A 19,486-nucleotide genomic window follows, 5' to 3' on the forward strand; every position below is an offset into this window, starting at 1 on the left:
CCGTTCGCCGAGGGCCCCGCCCACCCCTGAGCGCCCCGCATCCCACGACCCCCGGAGCCGTCCATGGGACGTTATGTGATCCGGCGTCTGCTGCAGATGATCCCCGTCTTCATCGGCACCACGCTGCTGATCTTCCTGATGGTCAATATTCAGGGAGACCCCATCGCGGGCCTGTGCGGTGACAAGCAGTGCGACCCGGCGACCATCACCCAGCTGCGCAAGGACTTCGGCCTCGACAAGCCCCTCTGGCAGCAATACCTCACGTACATGGGCCACGTGTTCTCCGGGAACTTCGGCACCGCCTTCAACGGTGAGAAGGTCATCGACCTGATGGGCTCGGCCTTCCCGGTCACCATCCGCCTCACGCTGGTCGCCATCGTCTTCGAGCTGATCATCGGGATCGTCTTCGGCGTGATCACGGGACTGCGCCGCGGCAGCTTCGTCGACACCGGCGTCCTGCTGCTGACCCTGGTCGTCATCGCCGTCCCGACCTTCGTCACCGGCCTGCTGGCCCAGCTGCTGCTCGGCGTGAAGTGGAACATCATCGAGCCGTCCGTCTCCTCCTCGGCGCCGCTCGACGAACTCATCGTCCCGGGGCTGGTGCTCGCCTCGGTCTCCCTGGCCTACGTCACCCGGCTCACCCGGACCTCGATCGCCGAGAACGCCCGCTCCGACTACGTCCGTACCGCCACCGCCAAGGGCCTGCCGCGCCACCGGGTTGTCATCCGGCACCTGCTGCGCAACTCCCTGATCCCGGTGATCACCTTCATCGGCACGGACATCGGGGCACTCATGGGCGGCGCGATCGTCACCGAGCGCATCTTCAACATCCACGGCGTCGGATTCCAGCTCTACCAGGGCATCCTGCGCCAGAACACCCAGACCGTCGTCGGCTTCGTGACCGTCCTGGTCATCGTCTTCCTGGTGGCGAATCTGCTGGTCGACCTCCTCTACGCCGTTCTCGACCCGAGGATCCGGTATGCCTGAGCCCCAGCTTCCCCCCGAGGACGGAGCCCCGGAGGACGGTGGTGCCATCGCGGCGACCGGAGCCGGTGGCGCGATGGACCTCGCCACCAGCGAGGGAGCCACGCTGGAGAAGGAGCCCGAGGGCCCCGAGGGCGGTTCCGAGGGGCGGGCGCGCAGCCTGTGGTCCGACGCGTGGCGCGACCTGCGGCGCAACCCCGTCTTCATCATCTCGGGGCTGATCATCCTGTTCCTGGTGGTCATCGCGATCTGGCCGTACTCGATCGCCACCCAGAACCCGCTCACCTGCAACCTGATCGACTCCGAGCAGGGGGCCCGCTCCGGCCACCCCTTCGGCTTCGACGCACAGGGCTGCGACGTCTACACCCGTACCGTCTACGGGGCCAGGGCCTCGGTCACCGTCGGTGTCTGCGCCAGCGCGGGCGTCGCCCTCGTCGGCTCGATCCTCGGCGGACTCGCCGGGTTCTACGGCGGCGGCTGGGACGCGGTCCTCTCCCGCATCACCGACATCTTCTTCGGCATCCCCGTCGTCCTCGGCGGCCTGGTGCTGCTGTCCGTGGTGTCCAGCTCCACGGTCTGGCCCGTGGTCGGGTTCATGATCGTGCTCGGCTGGCCACAGATCTCCCGCATCGCCCGGGGATCGGTCATCACCGTCAAACAGCACGACTACGTCCAGGCGGCACGCGCGCTCGGCGCCTCCAACACCCGGATGCTGATCCGGCACATCATGCCCAACGCCATCGCCCCGGTCATCGTCGTCGCGACCATCGCGCTCGGCACGTTCATCTCGCTGGAGGCGACCCTCTCGTACCTCGGTGTCGGCCTCAAACCGCCCACCGTCTCCTGGGGGATCGACATCTCGGACGCCTCGCCGAACGTCCGCAACGCCCCGCACGCGCTGCTCTGGCCGGCCGGGGCGCTGGCGCTCACCGTGCTCGCGTTCATCATGCTCGGCGACGCCGTACGCGACGCCCTCGATCCCAAGCTGCGCTGAGGAGCCCGGTCCCATGTTGCTCGAAGTGCGCGACCTGCACGTGGAGTTCCACACCCGCGAGGGGGTCGCCAAGGCCGTCAACGGCGTCACGTACTCCGTCGAAGCGGGCGAGACCCTCGCCGTGCTCGGCGAGTCCGGCTCCGGCAAGTCCGTGACCGCCCAGGCGATCATGGGGATCCTGGACATGCCACCGGGGAAGATCACCGGCGGCGAGGTCATCTTCCAGGGCCAGGACATCCTCAAGCTCAAGGAGGACCAGCGGCGGAAGATCCGGGGCGCCAAGATGGCGATGATCTTCCAGGACGCGCTCTCCTCGCTCAACCCGGTGCTCACCGTGGGCGCCCAGCTCGGCGAGATGTTCATCGTGCACCGGGGGATGTCCCGCAAGGAGGCCAAGGCCAAGTCGGTCGAGCTGATGGACCGGGTACGGATCCCCGCCGCGCACGAGCGCGTCAACGACTACCCGCACCAGTTCTCCGGCGGGATGCGCCAGCGCATCATGATCGCGATGGCGCTCGCCCTGGAGCCCGCGCTGATCATCGCGGACGAGCCGACCACCGCGCTGGACGTGACCGTCCAGGCCCAGGTGATGGAGCTGCTCGCGGAACTCCAGCGCGAACTGAACATGGGGCTGATCCTCATCACCCACGACCTCGGCGTGGTCGCCGACGTCGCCGACAAGATCGCGGTGATGTACGCGGGACGCATCGTCGAGTCCGCCCCCGTCTTCGAGATCTACAAGAAGCCGGCCCACCCCTACACCGTCGGCCTGCTGGACTCGATCCCCCGGCTCGACCAGAAGGGATCCCAGCTGTACGCGATCCAGGGGCTGCCGCCGAACCTGACGAACATCCCGCCGGGCTGCGCCTTCCACCCGCGCTGCCCCCTGGCCCAGGACGTCTGCCGCAAGGACGTGCCACCGCTGTTCGAGGTCGGCGGGGGCCGCGAGAGCGCCTGCTACTTCTGGAGGGAGACGCTCGATGGCCGAGGCCATTCTCGAAGTGCGTGACCTGGTCAAGAACTTCCCGCTGACCCGGGGGATCCTCGTCAGGAAGCAGGTCGGGGCGGTCCAGGCGGTCTCGGGGGTCTCCTTCGACCTGGCCGCGGGGGAGACCCTCGGCATCGTGGGGGAGTCCGGCTGCGGCAAGTCGACCGTGGCCAAGATGCTGGTGAACCTGGAACGGCCGACGTCCGGGGAGATCCGGTACAAGGGCGAGGACATCAGCAAGCTGTCCGGGCGGGCGCTGAAGGCGGTGCGCAGGAACATCCAGATGGTGTTCCAGGACCCGTACACCTCGCTCAACCCCCGCATGACGGTCGGGGACATCATCGGGGAGCCCTTCGAGATCCACCCCGAGGTCGCGCCGAAGGGCGAGCGGCGGCGCAGGGTCCAGGACCTGCTCGACGTGGTCGGACTCAACCCCGAGTACATCAACCGGTATCCGCACCAGTTCTCCGGCGGCCAGCGCCAGCGCATCGGCATCGCCCGCGGGCTCGCGCTCCAGCCGGAGATCATCGTCGCGGACGAGCCCGTCTCCGCCCTGGACGTGTCCGTGCAGGCGCAGGTGATCAACCTGATGGAACGGCTCCAGAACGAGTTCGACCTGTCGTACATCTTCATCGCGCACGACCTGTCGATCGTCCGGCACATCTCGGACCGGGTCGGGGTCATGTACCTGGGGCGGATCGCGGAGATCGGCAGCGACGCCGAGATCTACGACCACCCCACCCACCCGTACACCCAGGCGCTGCTCTCCGCCGTGCCGCTGCCCGACCCGACGGCGCGGGAGCACCGGGAGCGGATCATCCTGGTGGGTGACGTGCCGTCACCGGCCAACCCGCCGTCCGGCTGCCGCTTCCGTACGCGCTGCTGGAAGGCCCAGGAGGTGTGCGCGCGGGAGCAGCCGCTCCTGGCGGTCCCGGAGGTCTTCGCGGAGGCGTCCGGGCCGGCGGCGCACCCCTCCGCCTGCCATTTCGCGGAGGAGCGGCAGATCGTACCGACCGGGCGGGACGAAAACGGCGACGGTACGGATTCGGGGGACGAAAGTGAATAAAGCACACCAATTTCTTTAACACGCAGGCAACTTGACGGACCCGGTACCGATATACGGACGCGTCAGTCTGAACAACGTACGGCCGTGCGGGTGCCGTAAACCGGCCGGGACTCCAGGGTCCCGGCCGGTTGCCGTGCGGGCACGTCTTCTCCGGCCGGCGGGGCGCCGCCTAGAGCCAGCCCTTCTCCCGCGCTATCCGGACCGCCTCCGCGCGGTTGCGGGCCGCCAGTTTCTGGATCGCCGTCGACAGGTAGTTGCGGACGGTGCCCTGGGACAGGTGCAGGGCCGCGGCCAGTTCCGCGTTGGTCGAGCCGTCCGCCGCCGCCCGCAGGATCCCGCGCTCCCGGTCCGTCAGCGGATTCGCGCCGTCCGCCAGGGCCGCCGCCGCCAGGGTCGGGTCGATGACCCGCTCCCCGGCGAGGACCCGCCGTACGGCATCGGCCAGTTGGGCCGCGGGCGCGTCCTTGACCAGGAAGGCGTCCGCCCCCGACTCCATCGCGCGGCGCAGATAGCCGGGCCGGCCGAACGTGGTCAGCACGACCACCTTGAGCCCGGGCAGTTCCTCGTGCAGGACCGCCGCCGCCTCGATCCCGGTCATCCCGGGCATCTCGATGTCCAGGAGGGCGACGTCCACCTCCTGGGCGCGCGCCGCCGCGAGCACCTCGTCACCGCGCGCCACCTGCGCGACCACCTCGATGTCCGGCTCAAGGCCGAGCAGCGCGGCCAGCGCCTCGCGCACCATCGACTGGTCCTCGGCGAGGAGGACTCTCACGGGTCTCACCATGGGGCCAGAGTAGACAGCGCGGTCCCGCCCTGGGGCGGGCCGGTTTCCTCAGCGCAAGGGGCCGTCCGGGGCAGGGGTCAGCGGGGCGCGGACGGTCAGGACAAATCCGCCCCGCGTCGACCCCGTCTCCAGCGTTCCGCCGACCTCGCCGAGGCGCTCGGTCAGGCCGGTCAGGCCGTTGCCGAACCCGGCGGTGCCCGTCCCGGCCGTCCCCACGCCGTCGTCCTCCACGGTGAGTTCGAGCACGGGCCCCTCCAGCGTCTGGCGCGGCGTCAGGCAGACCACGCAGCGGCGCGCCGCGCTGTGCCGTACGACATTGGTGACCGCCTCCCGCAGCGACCAGGCGAGCGCCGCCTCGCTCTTCTCGCGGAGCCCGCCGTCCGGCAGGCCCGGCGGCAGGCCGGTCGGCACGTCCGCGGTGATGCCGGCGACCGCCAGCGTCGTACGGGCCCCCGCCAGCTCCCCGGGCAGCGTGGGCCTGCGGTAGCCGGACACGGCTTCCCGTACGTCCGTGAGCGCCTGGCGGCTGACCCGCTCGATGTCCGCGACCTGCTCGGCGGCCCGCTCCGGCCGCGCGGGGAGCATCCGGCCCGCCAGCTCGCTCTTGAGGGTGATCAGCGAGAGGGAGTGGCCGAGGAGATCGTGCAGGTCCCGCGCCAGCCGCAGCCGTTCCTCGTTGGCGGCGAGCTGGGCGACGGTGGCCCGCGCCTCGCGCAGCTCGACGGTCGTACGCACCAGCTGCCGTACGCCCGACATAGCGAAGCCGCCGAGCAGCGCGGGGATCACCAGGGAGGTGACGAAGTCGCGCCCCTCGTCCGTCCACAGGCCGGTCACCACCATCGCGGCCACCGCGACGAGGATCGCCGGCCTGGCGAAGGACGGCGGCAGCGCCGCCCCGGCCGCCACCGACGTGTACACGAACAGGACCAGCCACGGCGAGTCCAGCGTCGCCGAGAGCAGGAGCGAGAGGGCGAACATGAGGGCCAGCGCCGCGTAGACCGTCCGCGGGTCGAGCGTCCTCGCGGTGTGCCGGAAGATCAGGCCCAGGTAGACCGCGACGAAGGCGGTCAGCCCGAGCCCGCCGAGCACATCCACCCCGGGTGTGTGCGCGCCGCTGAAGATGTCGCTCAGCGGGGCGCCCAGGAAGGCGAGCCAGATGCCGATCCACATCAGCTTCACCAGGGTCTGGCGGGACTGCTCCGGTGGCTGCCCGGCGCGGGACTGCTCCGGTGGCTGCCCCACGGGCGCGAAGGTCTTCGTTCTCACGCCTTCAGTGTGTCCTTCCGGTAGAGCCAGGCGGCGCCACCGGCGAAGAGCGCGAAGTACGCGACCAGGATCGCGACGTCCTTGGGGTGCGGCGAGCCGCCCAGCTCGACGGCCTGCCCGAGGGCCGCGTAGGCGTGGGTGGGCAGCCATTCCGCGATGTTCTGGAGCCACCGCGGATACGTGGTGGTGGGCAGCCACAGCCCGCCCAGGATGGACAGCGCGAAGTACAGGATCATCGTGACCGGCCGGACCGCGTCCCCCGAGGCGAGGTAGCCGACGGCCACCCCCAGCGCGGCGAAGACCAGGCTGCCGGCCCAGATGACCCCGGTCAGCGCGAGCCACTGCCAGGCCTCCAGGCGCACGCCCTTGGAGATCCCCGCGACGACGAAGACGATCAGGATGGACGGCAGCGCGACGACGGCCGAGCTCGCGATCTTGGCGAGCACATAGCCGCGCCCCGGCAGGGCGGTCAGCCGCAGCTGCCGGACCCAGCCCTTCTCCCGCTCCTTGGCGATCTTCTCGCTGTTGCCCATCAGGACGGCGGTGAGGGCGCCGAAGGAGGCCATGGCGACCATGTAGAAGGCGCCCAGGGACAGATCGGTGCCAGGCACCTCGCCGTTGTCCTGGGGGCCCGCGATCACGAGGAACAGCACCGCCGGGTAGATCACGGAGAAGAACATGAACTTCTTGTTCCGCAGGGTGCGGGTGATCTCCAGCTTGATCAGGGTGTTCACGCGGTCCTGGCCTCCTCGGCCTCGGTGAGGGCGACGAAGGCCTGCTCCAGGCCCAGCCCGGCCACTTCCAGGTTCTGCGGGTAGAGACCCGCCCGGTACAGCGCGTGCACGGTCGCGTCGGCGTCGTGCGACTGGATCCGCACGGTGGTCCCCGAGACGGACAGCGTGCTCAGGAACGGCAGCTCACGCAGGTCGTTCTCGTCGATCACGCCGTGCTCGCCGGGGTCCAGGTCGAAGGAGATCCGGCGGGCGCCGGCCTTCGCCTTGATCTCGGCGGCCGTCCCGTCCGCCAGCAGCCGGCCCTTGTAGAGGACCAGCACCCGGTCGGCGATCGCGTCGGCCTCTTCCAGGTAGTGGGTGGCGAAGAGGACCGTACGGCCCTGGTCCGCCTGCTCCTTCATCGTCGCCCAGAAGGCCTGGCGGGCGGTGACGTCCATGCCGGTGGTCGGCTCGTCCAGGACGATCAGGTCGTTGGCGCCGGCGGTGGCGAGCGCGAAGCGGACCCGCTGCTCCTGGCCGCCGGAGAGCTTGTGGACCATACGGTCGGCGATCTGGGTGATCCCGGCCCTGGCCAGCACCTCGGAGACCGGATACGGCTTGGGGTGCAGGTCGCAGGCGAGCTTGACCAGCTCCCTCACCCTGACCTCCTCCATCAGCCCGCCGCTCTGGAGCATGGCCCCGACCCGGCCCGCCGCGAGGGCCTCCTGGGGGCTCGTGCCGAACAGGGTCACCGTGCCGGAGTCGGCGTTCCTCAGGCCCAGGAGCAGGTCGAGGGCGGAGGACTTGCCGGCGCCGTTGGGGCCGAGGAGCGCCACGGTCTCGCCCGGGCGCAGCGTGAGGGACAGGCCGGCGACGGCGTGCACGGCGCCGTACCGCTTGTGCACGTCCTCGAAGCGCACGACGGACGTCGTGGTGGGGGGTGCGGTGGTCGTCGTCATGGACTCATCGTGGCGCCCGGAGCCGTACCGGCGTCAGTGTCCCGGGTCGTGGACCCCGTATGACATCCGTCATCTTCCGCACACGTCTTCGGGTCTCGGTGTCCGGGTCTCGGGGTCTCCGGGTGTCCGGGTCTCCGGGTCTCCGGGAAAGGACGGAGCCCCCGCCCGGTGAGGGGCGGGGGCTCCGGGGAGAGCGGTGGGCGAGCGCCTGTCGCACGGCGCCCGACCGTCGTCAGCTCGGGTCGAGGTTGATCTCCTGCGTGCGCTCCGCGGGCGTCTTGCCGCGCAGCGCCTTCTGCATGGCGAGGGCCACGTCCGCGGAGTTGACCGGGTGCTCCTGGCCGTCGGCGCGGGTGACCGTGATGCCGTCGAAGACACCTTCGAGCAGCTGGTCGATGGCCTTCCGGTCGTAGTACTCGACGAGCTTCCCGTCGACCGCCTTCATGGACAGGATCTTGGGGAGGGACTTCGCGGGACCGAACTGGATCTGCTTGCCCCCCGCCTGGATCGTGACCAGGTCGGACATCGCGGGCTCCGCGAACTCCTTCATCGCCCGGTCGATCTCCGCCTGGCTTATCACCGGCTGGCGGGTGGTGACGGGCAGCTCGACGACCGTCACCTTGCCCGTCTGGACCTGCGCCCGGTACGCGTCCTGCACGGACAGCATCGACCGCTTGACGTCCAGCGACTCACCGGCCTTGCCCGGTACGGCGACGGCCTTGCCCGGCTCGAACCTGATCGTGCCCTCCCTGGCGGAGCCCGAGACCCCGGCCAGGTCGGTGAGCGCGACGCTCAGCTTCTCCTCGTCCACCGGGATCACCGGCTCCACGATCCGCTTGCCGCCGAAGAGCGAGCCGATCACCGACACGGGGTTGTAGTCGCTGCCCGCGGCGTTCCTGACGGTCGCCTGGCTGTCCAGCGTGAGGCCCGCCTTGTCCGGCGGCAGCTTCTCCGTCTTGCCGCCGACACTCAGTTCCATCGGGGTCGCGGCGAGCTTGCCGAGGCGCGTGTCGAGGACGTTGACCGCCTGGTCGCGGGTGCCGCCGCCGATGTCCACACCGAGGACCGTGGTGCCCTTGGGGACCGCGGAGTGGTTCATCAGCAGGCCCGCGCCGTAGAAGCCGCCGGCCACCACGACCAGCGCGACGGTCAGCAGGACCAGCTTGGAGCGGCCCTTCTTCTTCGGCGCCGGGGCGGCGGCGGCCTTGGGGCGCGGGGCGGAGGACGGGCCGCCAGGCGCGGCGGGGGTGGTGCCGGTGCCGCCGGGGAAGGACGGCATCGCCCGGTCGGCGTCCTGGCCGCGGCCGGCCGGGTCGTCCGGGTGCGCGGTCCGGCCGGGGGGCGGGCCGCCGGCGCCCGGGGCCGAGCCCGGGAACGGCGAGCGGTGCTCCGGCGGGACCACGGGGATACCGCTGGTGAGGGTGTCGCCCGAGACATGGCCGCCGCCGGGCGACGGCTCGGGGGCGTGCACCTGCGGGGTCAGTACGGCGGTGTCGTCGGACATCCGCGGCGGACCGCCGGGACCCCCGCCGAACGCGCCGGGACCCTGCCCGGACCCGGGGGCGCCGTGGCCGGTCCCCGGCGGGGTGAAGGCCGAGGGCGGGGTGGTCAGCGGCGAACTGCCCGTGACCGGACCCGTGGTCGGGCCGTTGGGCCCGTCCCCGGGTGGCCGGAAACCGCCCGGCGGGGTGTGCCCGCCCGGAGTGAAGGCGTTGCCCCCCGCTCCGGGGCGCGGACCGGCCCCGGTGTCGAGGTCGCCGAGGGAGCTGTGCGGCGTCTGCCGCTGCCCCTCGGGGTGGTACGGCAGCTCGGGACGGCCCTCGCCACCGCCCTGGCCCGCCGGGGACTGGCCCGGGGTGCCCGCGACGGCGGCCGCTCCCGCGCCCATGCCGACGCCGGGCGGGGGCGCGTTCGAGCCCTTGCGTGGCGCGAACCAGTCGCTGGTGGGCGTCGCCGCGCCGTCCTCCGCGGCCCCTTCGGGCCGCGCGTCGGCCTCGTCCTGCCGCTCCGGGCCGGCGTCGGGGCGCGCGAACGTGCCCGTCTGCTCGGCGGCGGCGGCGGCCGCGCCGCGGCCGTCCGTGCCCTCGCCGTCGCCCATGGGCGTACGCATCACGACAGGGGGGATCGGCCGCGAACCCGGGATGTTGATCCGGATGCGGGTGGTCAGCGTGGTCTCGGTTCTGGGCTCGTCCGGCTGGGGGACGGGCATGACGCCGGTCTCCTCCGAGGCGTCCTGCTGGGGATGCGGCGACGGATACTGGCGGGATCCGTACGGCGGTGTCCCCGAGGGGTACGCTGCTCCGCCGCGCCCCTGGGGCCCGGAGGACGAACTGTCAGTTTCACGACTCAAAGCAGGTTCTCCCGGTTGGCTCCGCCGCCCGTTCTTACTGGCACTCAACTTCTCGGTCCCCCATGCAGGAGGGGACGGCCCGGAGCGCGCACCACCATACTGGGCTGCGCCGACCCGTAACCGACGACCGTACGGAGCGAGAGCCCCGGCGGTGTGACGGACACGGTCAATTCAGCAGCAGACGGGCGCGTCACTTCCCAAGTCGGCCGGACTTCGGGCCCGGTTGCGGCAACCGCGACATGGTGGCACAGATCACAGCCACCACCATCCCGCCGAGCAGGTAGACGAGCGGTCCGAGGCCCGCGGCGAAGGCTCCGTCCCCCTCAGGTCTGCCGATACTCAACAGGATGACCGCCACCAACCAGCCCGCCGCGGGCGCTCCGACGCCCAGCTGCGTGCCGGTTACCCGCATCCCACCGGTGAAAACCGCCGCCGTGGCGACCAGCGCGAGCAGCAAACCGCCGGGGAACCAACCGCCTTGGACGAGCGAACCGGCGATCCCCACCACCGCGCCGAGCACCAGCAGGAGAAGATAAGCGGCGATACGTCCCGGTCCTGCCGGCGTGGTGCCGTACGGCCCGGGTTCGCGCTGCCCGCTCATGCGACCGTACCCGCGAACAGGTCGGTCTCCCGCACACCCGCGGGCGCCCCGGACGTGCCGTGCGCCAACTGGTAGTACTCGGTGGCGAAGAGCGGCTGCCCGAGGCCGTTGGAGAGGGCGAAGAACGGCCCGTCCACGGCGATTTGGGTGGCGTGGGCACGCATCGCGGCCGCTTTGCGCTCCGCGTACGCCGTACCGTCGACCTCCGCGGTGATCTCCGCGTCGTCCACCACACCCGGCAGGTCGCCGACCTCGGCGACACCCGGGAAGAGGTCACCGGCCGCGCGCAGCCGGGCGAAACCCTCCTCCGCGACCGAGCGCGGCACGCGGTTCCAGTAGATCTTGGCGATGGTGTGGGGCGCTCCGAGATCCGGCCGGAAACCGACGTCGCCGGACAGCTCCGCGGCGCGCGTCGCGACGCGGTGGGCCTGGATGTGGTCGGGATGTCCGTACCCGCCGTGGGGGTCGTACGTCACCAGCACCTGCGGACGGACCTCACGGATCACCGCGACAAGGTGCGCGGCGGCGGTGTCCGGCTCCGCGTGCCAGAAGGCGTCCTCGCGGTCGTTCTGGGGCAGCCCCATCATCCCGGAGTCCCTGAACCGCCCCGGGCCGCCCAGGAAGCGGTGGTCGGCGACCCCCAGCTCCTTCATCGCGGCCGCGAGTTCACCGGTCCTGCGGTCGCCGAGACGGTCCTCCCGGTCGGCCGCCAGGTGCGCGAGAGCGGCCGGGATGACCTCGCCCTCCTCGCCAAGGGTGCAGGTCACGAGCGTGACCCGGGCGCCCTCGGCCGCGTAGCGGGCCATCGTGGCCCCGTTGTTGATCGACTCGTCGTCCGGGTGCGCGTGCACCAGCAGCAGACGGCGGGCGGCTGGATCGGTCATGGGGACAGCGTACGAGGCGGGCTCCGCCCGCCCGACACGCCCCGGTCAGAACTTGATGCCGCCGATCATCCCCGCCACGTTCGTGGTGAGTTCGCTGATGGTGGAGGCCATGGAGGAGCTGGCCAGATAGAAGCCGAGCAGCATGCAGACGACCGCGTGCCCTCCCTTGAGCCCGGATTTCCGGATCAGCAGGAAGACAATGACCGCCAGCAGCACCACCGCCGAAATCGAGAGTGCCACGACGGTTCACCTCCATAAATATTCAGCCCGGACATCGCAGGACGCATGTGCCGACAGATTCCTACCCACCTAGCGCTACGGATCATAACTATCCGTTGGTACGCATTGATCGGTGCACAGCAGCACAAGGGGGCGCACGGATACTAGATTCGGTCACATGACCTTGAGGCAGCAGCTCTCGTTCCCGCGTCAGTACGCCAGGACCCAGCGGTTCAGCCTGGGCGCCCCTCGCGCGTTCACCGTGTCACCCGATGGAGCGCGGGTGGTCTTCCTGCGGTCCGCCGACGGGACGGACCGGGTGAACCGCCTCTGGGTGCTGGACCTCGACGGAGGTACGGCCGCGGGGGGCGGACCCGCCGAACGGGTCGCCGCAGACCCCGCGACGCTGCTCGCCGGTGCCACCGAGCGGCTTTCGGCCGAAGAACGCGCCCGGCGTGAGCGGAGCCGCGAAGGATCGGCCGGAATTGTCGGCTACGCGGTGGACGGCGCGGTCGAGTTGGCCGCCTTCGCCCTGTCCGGGCGGCTGTTCGCGGCCGAGCTGCGCGCCGGGACCGCCCGCGCGCTGCCCGTACGGGGACCGGTCATCGACCCCCGGCCCTCGCCCGACGGGCGGTACATCGCCTACACGGCGCGCGGCGCCCTGCGGGTCGTCGGGGCCGACGGCGAGGGGGACCGGGCGCTGGCGGCCCCCGGGGGTGACGAGGACCCGGAGAACGTCACGTACGGCCGGGCGGAGTTCATCGCGGCCGAGGAGATGGACCGCTCGCGCGGCTACTGGTGGTCGCCCGAGTCCGACCGGCTGCTGGTCGCCCGCGTCGACACGGCCCCGGTGCACCGCTGGTGGACCGCCGATCCGGCGCACCCGGACCGGGAGCCGGTGAAGGCCGCGTACCCGGCGGCGGGGACGCCCAACGCGGAGGTACGGCTGTTCCTGGTCGGCCTGCACGGGCCGGCGGGGGCGGACGGGGCTCAGGCCTCGGACGACGGGGACGGGGAGCGTACGGAGGACGGGGGCGGACGGCGTATTGACGACCTCGGCGGGGAGCGTACGGAGGTCACCTGGGACCGGGCCCGCCACCCCTACCTCGCCCGGGTCCACTGGTCGGCCGCGGGCGCGCCCCTGCTGCTCGTCCAGTCCCGCGACCAGACCAGTGAGCTGTACCTGGCCGTGGACCCGGCCACCGGAACGACCCGGACGGTGCACCGGGACGAGGACCCGGCCTGGTTGGAACTCTTCCCCGGAACCCCCGCCTGGGCGCCCGACGGGCGGCTGGTGCGGATCGCCGACGAAGGGGGCGCGCGGGTCCTGGTGGTCGGCGACCGGGCGCTCACGGGGGCGCAGTTGCAGCTGCGCGCCGTGCTGGACATCGGCGAGCACGACGTCCTGGTCTCGGCCTCGGCGGGCGAGGAGGCGGCGGAGCCCGAGACCGGCGAGGTGCACGTCTACCGCGTCAACGAGCTGGGCATCGAGCGCTTCTCGGCGGGCGCGGGGGTGCATTCCGCCGTCAGGGCCGGCCGGGTGACGGTCCTGGTGTCGGCCCGCCCGACGGCCGCCGGGCTCTCCGCCCAGGTGTTCCGGGACGGCAAACAGGTCGCCTCCGTCGCCTCGTACGCCGAACAGCCGGTGCTCACGGCGGCCGTGACGCTCACGGAGGGGGGCGCGCGGCGCATTCCGTGCGCCGTCCTGCTCCCCACCGGCTACCAGGAGTCGGACGGTCGGCTTCCGGTCCTGCTGGACCCGTACGGCGGCCCGCACGGCCAGCGGGTGGTCGCCGCCCACAACGCCCACCTCACCTCGCAGTGGTTCGCCGACCAGGGGTACGCGGTGGTGGTCGCCGACGGGCGGGGCACGCCGGGCCGCTCCCCGGCCTGGGAGAAGGCCGTCAAGGGCAACTTCGTCCTCACCCTGGACGACCAGGTCGAGGCGCTCCAGGACCTGGCGGGCCGCTTCCCGCTGGACACCGGGCGGGTGGCGATCCGGGGCTGGTCGTACGGCGGTTACCTCGCCGCCCTCGCGGTCCTGCGCCGCCCCGACGTCTTCCACGCGGCGGTCGCGGGCGCGCCGGTCACCGACTGGCGGCTGTACGACACCCACTACACCGAGCGCTACCTCGGCACCCCCGACCGGGCGCCGGAGGTCTACGCGGCCAACTCGCTGGTCACCGACGACGGCCTGTCGGCGCCGGAGAACCCGGCCCGTCCGCTGATGCTGATCCACGGCCTGGCCGACGACAACGTGGTGGCGGCGCACACCCTGCGCCTCTCGTCGGCCCTGCTCTCGGCGGGCCGCCCGCACGAGGTGCTGCCCCTGACGGGCGTCACGCACATGACGCCCCAGGAGCAGGTCGCGGAGAACCTGCTGCTGCTCCAGGTGGACTTCCTCAAGCGGTCCCTGGGGGCGGGTCGCTGACACATTAGACAGATGGCTGCAAGTTGTCTAATGTGTCAAGGGTGAACAGTTCAGAGACGGATCCCGACGACCCCAAACGCGCCGCCGTCCTCACGGCCGCCCTCGGCGTCTTCGGCCGCTACGGCTTCCAGAAGACGTCGATGGCGGAGGTCGCGCAGGCGGCCGGCATCTCCCGGCCGGGGCTCTACCTGCTCTTCCCGAACAAGGAAGAGCTCTACCGCGCCACGATGGGCGGCGTGATGGAACGGGCCCAGCTGGCCATGGAGGCGTGCTTCGACGACGGGACGCTCGGCTTCGAGGAGCGGGTCGTCGGCGCGCTGGACGCGCTGATGGGCCAGTACGTCGACACGCAGGTGGCCAGGGACCTGGGCGAGCTGCTGGAGAACAGCGGCCCCCAGCTGGGGTCCATGTTCCACGACTACCAGGAGCGGGCCAGGGCGACGATCAGCGACCGGATCGCCGCCCTGGCCCCGCCCGGCGTCCTCACCCCGGAGCTGGGCGCGGACGACGTCATGGACCTCCTCTTCTCGGCCGCCCTCACCTGGAAGCAGACCGCGGCCACCCGCGCCGAGTTCCGCGACAGGACCGCACGGGCCGTACGGATGATCTGCCGCACCGCCGGCTGACCACGCGCGGACGCCCCACCACCCTCCCGATCGGAGCACAGCCATGTCCCGTGTCACCACCCCCTTCGACGCCCGCTCGACCGCCGCCGAGGTGATCGCCGGCACCGACCTGACCGGCAAGAACGCCGTCGTCACCGGTGGCGCCTCCGGCATCGGCCGGGAGACCGCCCGCGCCCTGGCCTCCGCCGGCGCCCGGGTGACCCTCGCCGTCCGCGACACCGACGCCGGTGAGCGCGCCGCCGCCGACATCAGGGCCACCACGGGCCGCGGCGCCGTCGACGTCGCCCGCCTCGACCTGGCCGACCGCTCCACCGTCGGCGCGTTCGCCGCCGCCCGTACGGAGCCGCTGCACATCCTCGTCAACAACGCCGGGGTGATGGCGCTGCCCGAGCGCACCACGACCCCGGAGGGCTGGGAGACGCAGTTCGCCACGAACCACCTGGGCCACGTGGCCCTGACCCTCGGCCTCCACGACGCGCTCACGGCGGCCCAGGGCGCCCGGATCGTCGTCGTCAGCTCCTCGGCCCACCTGATCTCCCCGGTCGTCCTGGACGACATCCACTTCGTCTCGCGCCCGTACGAGGCGTGGTCCGCCTACGGCCAGTCGAAGACGGCGACCGTCCTGTTCGCCGTGGCCCTGGCCAAGAAGTGGGCCGCCGACGGCATCACCGCCAACGCGCTGCACCCCGGCGGCATCATGACCAACCTCCAGCGCCACCTCGACGACGCCCAGCTGCGCTACGTGGGCGCCACGGACGAGCAGGGCCGCCGCCTGGAGGTCCCCCCGGGCTGGAAGACTGCCGAGCAGGGCGCGGCCACCTCGGTCCTGCTCGCCGCGTCGCCGCTCGTCCAGGGCGTGACCGGCCGCTACTTCGAGGACGCGAACGAAGCCGTCGTCGTCACGGAGGAGGGTGACGGCCGCAGCGGAGTGGCCCCCTATGCCCTCGACCCCGAGGCGGCGGACCTCCTGTGGGCGGAGACGACCAGGCTCCTCGGCGTCGCGTGAGGAAGGCCCGGACAGCCTCCAGTTGAGCATCGCCTAGTTGAGCATCGCCCGCGCCGCCCGAGCCCTGCGCCGTATCGCCTCCGCCGTCGACGGCTCGACCGCCGCCACCACCTCCGCGTACGCCTCCATCTCCGTCGCCCCGGAGAGGAACTCCCCGCGCTGGATCAGCACATGCGCGTGGTCGTAGCGCAGCCGCGCCGGGTGGGACGGCAGGAGCAGGGAGAGTTCGACCGCCCAGAGCGCCACGTCACTGCGCTCCGGGCGGGCGGCGGCCCAGGCACGGATGTTGTTCAGGACCCGCAGCACGATGTCCAGCGGGTCGGCCGGGGAGATCAGGTCGGGGGAGAAGCCGTCCCCGGGGCCCGGCGCGGTGCCCGTCGCCTCCGCGACCAGGTTCTTCGCGTCCTGGCCGGTGAGCGGCCTGCCGCCCGCGAAGGGGTCGGCCAGCACCTGTTCGGCGGGATCGCCCAGGCCGATCACGAAGTGTCCTGGCAGCGCCACCCCGTACACCCGCGCCCCCGCCCGCCGGGCGACCTCCATCCAGACCACCGACAGCAGGATCGGCAGCCCCCGCCTGCGCCGCAGCACGGCGGGCAGCAGCGAGGACTCCAGACGGTCGTAGTCGCCGGGGGAGCCGCGGAAGCCCAGGCGTCCGCCCAGCAGTTCGGCGAGGGCCGCCGCCCACGCCCGCGACCCCCTGACCCCGTACGGCAGCAGCCCGGCCAGCCGGTCCAGCTCCGCCTGGGCCGCGTCCAGGCCCGCCTCACCCAGGGCCGGCTCGCCCTCCGCCCCGATCAGCAGGCACAGCGTGGCCAGGTCGGGGCGCTCCCCGCGTGCCTCCTCGGCGAACCGCTGCCGCCGGCCTGTCGATTCCGGGTCCATGGGCGACTCGTACCCCGTCACGGCCGATACCCCCTCACGACCGGCACCCGCTCACGCCGGCCGGTAGTGGTGGTAGTGGTGGTGGACCGCGAAGCCCATGCCCTCGTACAGCGCACGCGCCCCGTCGTTCCCGGCCTCGACCTGGAGCCAGGCCGCCGACGCGCCCTCCTCCAGGGCGCGGCGCGCGAGCGCGGTCATCACGGCCGTGGCCAGGCCCCGGCGCCGCTGGTCCTCCCCGACCTCCACCGCCATGAACCCCGCCCAGCGCCCGTCGACCACACACCGGCCGATCGCGGCCGGCCTCCCGGCCTCGCCGGGGACGCCGGCGAACCACACCGAGGGTCCGCTGTTCAGCACGTGCAGGACGTGCGGTCCCGGTTCTGGTTCCGACGAGCGCTGGTAGCGGCCGAGCCACGCCTCGTCGCAGGTACGGTCCAGCCGCACCCGTGCCACGTCCGCGTCCCGGTCGCCGAGCGGCGCGAGGGCCGCGACCCGCATCTCGGCGCTCACCTCCGCGGACCAGTCACGCTTCTCCAGCTCCGCGCAGAGCGCCTCCTGCGTGCCCTCGGCGCCGGTCGCGGTCTGGATGTACGGGGGCAGCCCCCGCTCCCCGTACCACCGCCGCACCCGCTCCAGCGCCTCGTCCAGCGGTATGCCGGGCTCGCCCAGGGACAGCACCGAGTTGGCCCTGCGGGTGAATCCGGCGGCGGCGCGCAGCCGCCACGCGCCGAGCGGTTCGCTCTCCACCGGCTGCCAGGCCCGCGCGCCGACGAGCGCCAGTTCCGCGAACGTCGCCGAGGGGCCCCGCCGCCGGGCCGGCGCGGGCGGCACCACCTTGCCCGCGACCAGGGACGATTCCGGGACCCGGACGCTCTCGCCGGTCCTGCGTGTGATCAGCAGCACACCGTCGTCCCAGGATGTGAGAACGCCGACCGTGTCGGTGAATTTCTCCGCCGGGCCGCCGTTCTCCGTCAGCTGTCTGACTGATACCCGTTTGCCCACGTCAGCCTGTGTCATACGGACCTCGAACCGTCCGCCGGCGGTGAATTCCACAGCTCGGTACGCCCCTCCTGTTCGGATCGTGCCCAGGAACGGAGATACTAGATGCGGGCATCGACGACGCCGCGCTCCCGCGCGCCCGTGGACGGAGCCGCAGATCGGCCCGCCGCCGCCCTATCGAGGAGGAACGACAGCGTGACCTACGTCATCGCGCAGCCTTGTGTCGACGTCAAGGACAAGGCGTGCATCGAGGAGTGCCCGGTCGACTGCATCTACGAGGGCTCCCGGTCCTTGTACATCCACCCGGACGAATGCGTCGACTGCGGAGCCTGTGAGCCGGTCTGTCCGGTCGAGGCCATCTTCTACGAGGACGACACCCCCGAGGAGTGGAAGGACTACTACAAGGCGAACGTGGAGTTCTTTGACGAGCTCGGGTCGCCCGGTGGAGCCTCCAAGCTCGGCCTCATCGAGCGGGACCATCCCTTCATCGCCGCGCTGCCGCCCCAGAACGGCTGACAGCGCGCCCCCGGTCCCGTACGGCGCGCCCGCCGTACGGGGCCGCGGTGTTTCCCGTGGCCGGCGCACGTCCGTCCGTACGGGAAAGCGTCCGTACGAGAAAGAGTGAGCACCGTGTCCGCAGTCTCTTCGCGTCTCCCCGTCTTCCCCTGGGACAAGCTGGAGCCCTACAAGGCGACGGCCGCGGCCCATCCGGACGGGATCGTGGACCTGTCCGTGGGCACGCCGGTCGACCCGGTCCCCGACGCGGTCCAGCGGGCCCTCGCCGGGGCCGCGAACTCCCCCGGCTATCCGACGGTGTGGGGGACGGTGGAGCTGCGTGACGCGCTCACCGGATGGGCGGAAGCGCGGCTCGGCGCGCGCGGGGTGACCCACTCGAACGTGTTGCCGGTGGTCGGCTCCAAGGAACTGGTCGCCTGGCTCCCGACCCAGCTCGGCCTCGGCGCGGGCGACCGGGTCGCGTACCCCCGGCTCGCCTACCCGACGTACGAGGTCGGGGCGCGGCTCTGCGGCGCTGAGCCCGTGCCCTACGACGACCCGACCGAGCTGGACCCGGCCGGTCTGCGGCTGCTGTGGCTCAACTCGCCGTCCAACCCCACCGGGGCGGTGCTGGGCCAGGACGAGCTGACCCGGATCGTCGCCTGGGCGCGCGAGCACGGCGTGCTGGTCTTCAGCGACGAGTGCTACCTGGAGCTGGGCTGGGAGGCGGAGCCCGTCTCCGTCCTGCACCCGGACGTCTGCGGAGGGTCGTACGACGGCATCGTGGCCGTCCACTCGCTCTCCAAGCGCTCGAACCTCGCCGGATACCGCGCGGCCTTCCTGGTCGGTGACTCGGCGGTCCTCGGCGAGCTGCTCCAGATCCGCAAGCACGGCGGGATGATGACCCCCGCGCCCGTGCAGGCGGCGACGGTCGCGGCGCTCGCCGACGACACACACGTACGGGAGCAGCGGGAGCGGTACGCGGCCCGCCGCGACGCCCTGCGCGCCGCGCTGGAGGCGCACGGCTTCCGGATCGACCACAGCGAGGCGAGCCTCTACCTCTGGTCGACCCGGGACGAGCCGTGCTGGGACACCGTGGCGCACCTCGCGGAGCTGGGCATCCTGGTGGCGCCCGGTGACTTCTACGGTCCGGCGGGCGAGCGTCATGTACGGGTGGCGCTCACCGCGACCGACGAGCGGATCGAGGCCGCGGTGAAGCGGCTCGGCTGAGCGGCCGGC

At 72.0% G+C, this 19,486-nt stretch carries 19 protein-coding genes; 9 read left to right on the top strand and 10 right to left on the bottom strand.

What is annotated here, in order from left to right; all coding sequences use genetic code 11:
* The first annotated feature begins 63 nt into the window (after positions 1-63).
* Genes ACIO1C_RS30780 through ACIO1C_RS30795 form a run of 4 tightly spaced genes read left to right on the top strand, consistent with a single transcriptional unit; the run spans position 64 to position 4,032 of the window.
* Positions 64-987 carry an ABC transporter permease gene (locus ACIO1C_RS30780; protein WP_161312458.1) on the top strand — a complete coding sequence of 308 codons (924 nt, stop codon included), beginning with the start codon at positions 64-66 and terminating at the stop codon, positions 985-987.
* Positions 980-1,978, top strand: a complete 999-nt coding sequence (locus tag ACIO1C_RS30785; protein ID WP_401869606.1) for an ABC transporter permease — start codon at positions 980-982, stop codon at positions 1,976-1,978. Before ACIO1C_RS30780 ends, ACIO1C_RS30785 begins: the two co-directional genes overlap by 8 nt.
* A 13-nt stretch (positions 1,979-1,991) precedes the next feature.
* Positions 1,992-2,987, top strand: a complete 996-nt coding sequence (locus tag ACIO1C_RS30790) for an ABC transporter ATP-binding protein (RefSeq protein WP_401869609.1) — start codon at positions 1,992-1,994, stop codon at positions 2,985-2,987.
* A complete protein-coding gene (locus tag ACIO1C_RS30795; RefSeq protein WP_401869611.1) occupies positions 2,959-4,032 on the top strand; it encodes an ABC transporter ATP-binding protein in 1,074 nt (357 codons plus the stop codon). The genes ACIO1C_RS30790 and ACIO1C_RS30795 overlap by 29 nt, the downstream gene beginning before the upstream one ends.
* Before the next feature lie 169 nt (positions 4,033-4,201).
* Here ACIO1C_RS30795 and ACIO1C_RS30800 read toward each other — a convergent pair whose 3' ends face one another.
* From ACIO1C_RS30800 to ACIO1C_RS30835, 8 genes are all read right to left on the bottom strand, one after another.
* Entirely contained in the window at positions 4,202-4,816 is a 615-nt protein-coding gene (locus tag ACIO1C_RS30800) for a response regulator transcription factor (RefSeq protein ID WP_401869614.1), read from the bottom strand.
* Between the two features lie 48 nt (positions 4,817-4,864).
* Entirely contained in the window at positions 4,865-5,986 is a 1,122-nt protein-coding gene (locus ACIO1C_RS30805; RefSeq protein ID WP_401869691.1) for a sensor histidine kinase, read from the bottom strand.
* A 92-nt stretch (positions 5,987-6,078) separates the two neighbouring features.
* A complete protein-coding gene (locus tag ACIO1C_RS30810) occupies positions 6,079-6,816 on the bottom strand; it encodes an ABC transporter permease (RefSeq protein ID WP_401869617.1) in 738 nt (245 codons plus the stop codon).
* Positions 6,813-7,754, bottom strand: coding sequence for an ABC transporter ATP-binding protein (locus tag ACIO1C_RS30815; RefSeq protein ID WP_401869620.1), 942 nt, complete (start codon positions 7,752-7,754; stop codon positions 6,813-6,815). Before ACIO1C_RS30815 ends, ACIO1C_RS30810 begins: the two co-directional genes overlap by 4 nt.
* Positions 7,755-7,986: 232 nt before the next feature.
* On the bottom strand, positions 7,987-9,963 hold the full coding sequence (locus ACIO1C_RS30820; protein WP_401869623.1) for a hypothetical protein: 1,977 nt from the start codon (positions 9,961-9,963) through the stop codon (positions 7,987-7,989).
* A gap of 331 nt (positions 9,964-10,294) precedes the next feature.
* A complete protein-coding gene (locus ACIO1C_RS30825) occupies positions 10,295-10,705 on the bottom strand; it encodes a DUF6113 family protein (protein WP_401869626.1) in 411 nt (136 codons plus the stop codon).
* Entirely contained in the window at positions 10,702-11,589 is an 888-nt protein-coding gene (gene mshB / locus ACIO1C_RS30830; RefSeq protein WP_401869629.1) for an N-acetyl-1-D-myo-inositol-2-amino-2-deoxy-alpha-D-glucopyranoside deacetylase, read from the bottom strand. The genes ACIO1C_RS30825 and mshB overlap by 4 nt, the downstream gene beginning before the upstream one ends.
* A 45-nt stretch (positions 11,590-11,634) precedes the next feature.
* Positions 11,635-11,829 carry a hypothetical protein gene (locus tag ACIO1C_RS30835; protein WP_161310061.1) on the bottom strand — a complete coding sequence of 65 codons (195 nt, stop codon included), beginning with the start codon at positions 11,827-11,829 and terminating at the stop codon, positions 11,635-11,637.
* Between the two features lie 157 nt (positions 11,830-11,986).
* Here ACIO1C_RS30835 and ACIO1C_RS30840 point away from each other — a divergent pair, with 157 nt between their 5' ends.
* Genes ACIO1C_RS30840 through ACIO1C_RS30850 form a run of 3 tightly spaced genes read left to right on the top strand, consistent with a single transcriptional unit; the run spans position 11,987 to position 15,871 of the window.
* A complete protein-coding gene (locus ACIO1C_RS30840; protein ID WP_401869632.1) occupies positions 11,987-14,239 on the top strand; it encodes a prolyl oligopeptidase family serine peptidase in 2,253 nt (750 codons plus the stop codon).
* A 41-nt stretch (positions 14,240-14,280) separates the two neighbouring features.
* Positions 14,281-14,865, top strand: a complete 585-nt coding sequence (locus ACIO1C_RS30845) for a TetR/AcrR family transcriptional regulator (protein WP_401869635.1) — start codon at positions 14,281-14,283, stop codon at positions 14,863-14,865.
* Between the two features lie 43 nt (positions 14,866-14,908).
* Positions 14,909-15,871 carry an SDR family NAD(P)-dependent oxidoreductase gene (locus ACIO1C_RS30850; RefSeq protein WP_401869638.1) on the top strand — a complete coding sequence of 321 codons (963 nt, stop codon included), beginning with the start codon at positions 14,909-14,911 and terminating at the stop codon, positions 15,869-15,871.
* A 33-nt stretch (positions 15,872-15,904) separates the two neighbouring features.
* On the opposite strand, the gene ACIO1C_RS30855 is transcribed toward ACIO1C_RS30850, so the two are convergent.
* Entirely contained in the window at positions 15,905-16,753 is an 849-nt protein-coding gene (locus ACIO1C_RS30855; protein ID WP_401869693.1) for a tetratricopeptide repeat protein, read from the bottom strand.
* A gap of 51 nt (positions 16,754-16,804) precedes the next feature.
* Positions 16,805-17,806: a GNAT family N-acetyltransferase gene (locus ACIO1C_RS30860; protein WP_401869640.1), complete on the bottom strand. Its 1,002-nt coding sequence runs from the start codon at positions 17,804-17,806 to the stop codon at positions 16,805-16,807.
* Positions 17,807-17,947: 141 nt separating this feature from the next.
* On the opposite strand from ACIO1C_RS30860, the gene fdxA reads away from it, so the two are divergent.
* Together fdxA and dapC are read left to right on the top strand one after the other, a co-directional pair.
* On the top strand, positions 17,948-18,268 hold the full coding sequence (gene fdxA, locus ACIO1C_RS30865; protein ID WP_003985062.1) for a ferredoxin: 321 nt from the start codon (positions 17,948-17,950) through the stop codon (positions 18,266-18,268).
* Between the two features lie 114 nt (positions 18,269-18,382).
* Positions 18,383-19,477: a succinyldiaminopimelate transaminase gene (gene dapC, locus ACIO1C_RS30870; RefSeq protein WP_401869643.1), complete on the top strand. Its 1,095-nt coding sequence runs from the start codon at positions 18,383-18,385 to the stop codon at positions 19,475-19,477.
* The last annotated feature ends 9 nt before the right edge of the window (positions 19,478-19,486 follow it).

This window comes from Streptomyces sp. NPDC087420, from assembly GCF_044744165.1.
Classification (GTDB): domain Bacteria; phylum Actinomycetota; class Actinomycetes; order Streptomycetales; family Streptomycetaceae; genus Streptomyces.

Excerpts from the sequence above, each read along its gene's own strand:
- ACIO1C_RS30855 (WP_401869693.1), bottom strand. The coding sequence starts at position 16,753 with ATGGACCCGGAATCGACAGGCCGGCGGCAGCGGTTCGCCGAGGAGGCA.
- mshB (WP_401869629.1), bottom strand. The coding sequence starts at position 11,589 with ATGACCGATCCAGCCGCCCGCCGTCTGCTGCTGGTGCACGCGCACCCG.
- ACIO1C_RS30785 (WP_401869606.1), top strand. The coding sequence starts at position 980 with ATGCCTGAGCCCCAGCTTCCCCCCGAGGACGGAGCCCCGGAGGACGGT.
- ACIO1C_RS30820 (WP_401869623.1), bottom strand. The coding sequence starts at position 9,963 with ATGCCCGTCCCCCAGCCGGACGAGCCCAGAACCGAGACCACGCTGACC.
- ACIO1C_RS30815 (WP_401869620.1), bottom strand. The coding sequence starts at position 7,754 with ATGACGACGACCACCGCACCCCCCACCACGACGTCCGTCGTGCGCTTC.
- ACIO1C_RS30800 (WP_401869614.1), bottom strand. The coding sequence starts at position 4,816 with ATGGTGAGACCCGTGAGAGTCCTCCTCGCCGAGGACCAGTCGATGGTG.
- ACIO1C_RS30790 (WP_401869609.1), top strand. The coding sequence starts at position 1,992 with ATGTTGCTCGAAGTGCGCGACCTGCACGTGGAGTTCCACACCCGCGAG.
- ACIO1C_RS30825 (WP_401869626.1), bottom strand. The coding sequence starts at position 10,705 with ATGAGCGGGCAGCGCGAACCCGGGCCGTACGGCACCACGCCGGCAGGA.
- ACIO1C_RS30780 (WP_161312458.1), top strand. The coding sequence starts at position 64 with ATGGGACGTTATGTGATCCGGCGTCTGCTGCAGATGATCCCCGTCTTC.
- ACIO1C_RS30840 (WP_401869632.1), top strand. The coding sequence starts at position 11,987 with ATGACCTTGAGGCAGCAGCTCTCGTTCCCGCGTCAGTACGCCAGGACC.
- ACIO1C_RS30850 (WP_401869638.1), top strand. The coding sequence starts at position 14,909 with ATGTCCCGTGTCACCACCCCCTTCGACGCCCGCTCGACCGCCGCCGAG.
- ACIO1C_RS30795 (WP_401869611.1), top strand. The coding sequence starts at position 2,959 with ATGGCCGAGGCCATTCTCGAAGTGCGTGACCTGGTCAAGAACTTCCCG.
- ACIO1C_RS30805 (WP_401869691.1), bottom strand. The coding sequence starts at position 5,986 with ATGTGGATCGGCATCTGGCTCGCCTTCCTGGGCGCCCCGCTGAGCGAC.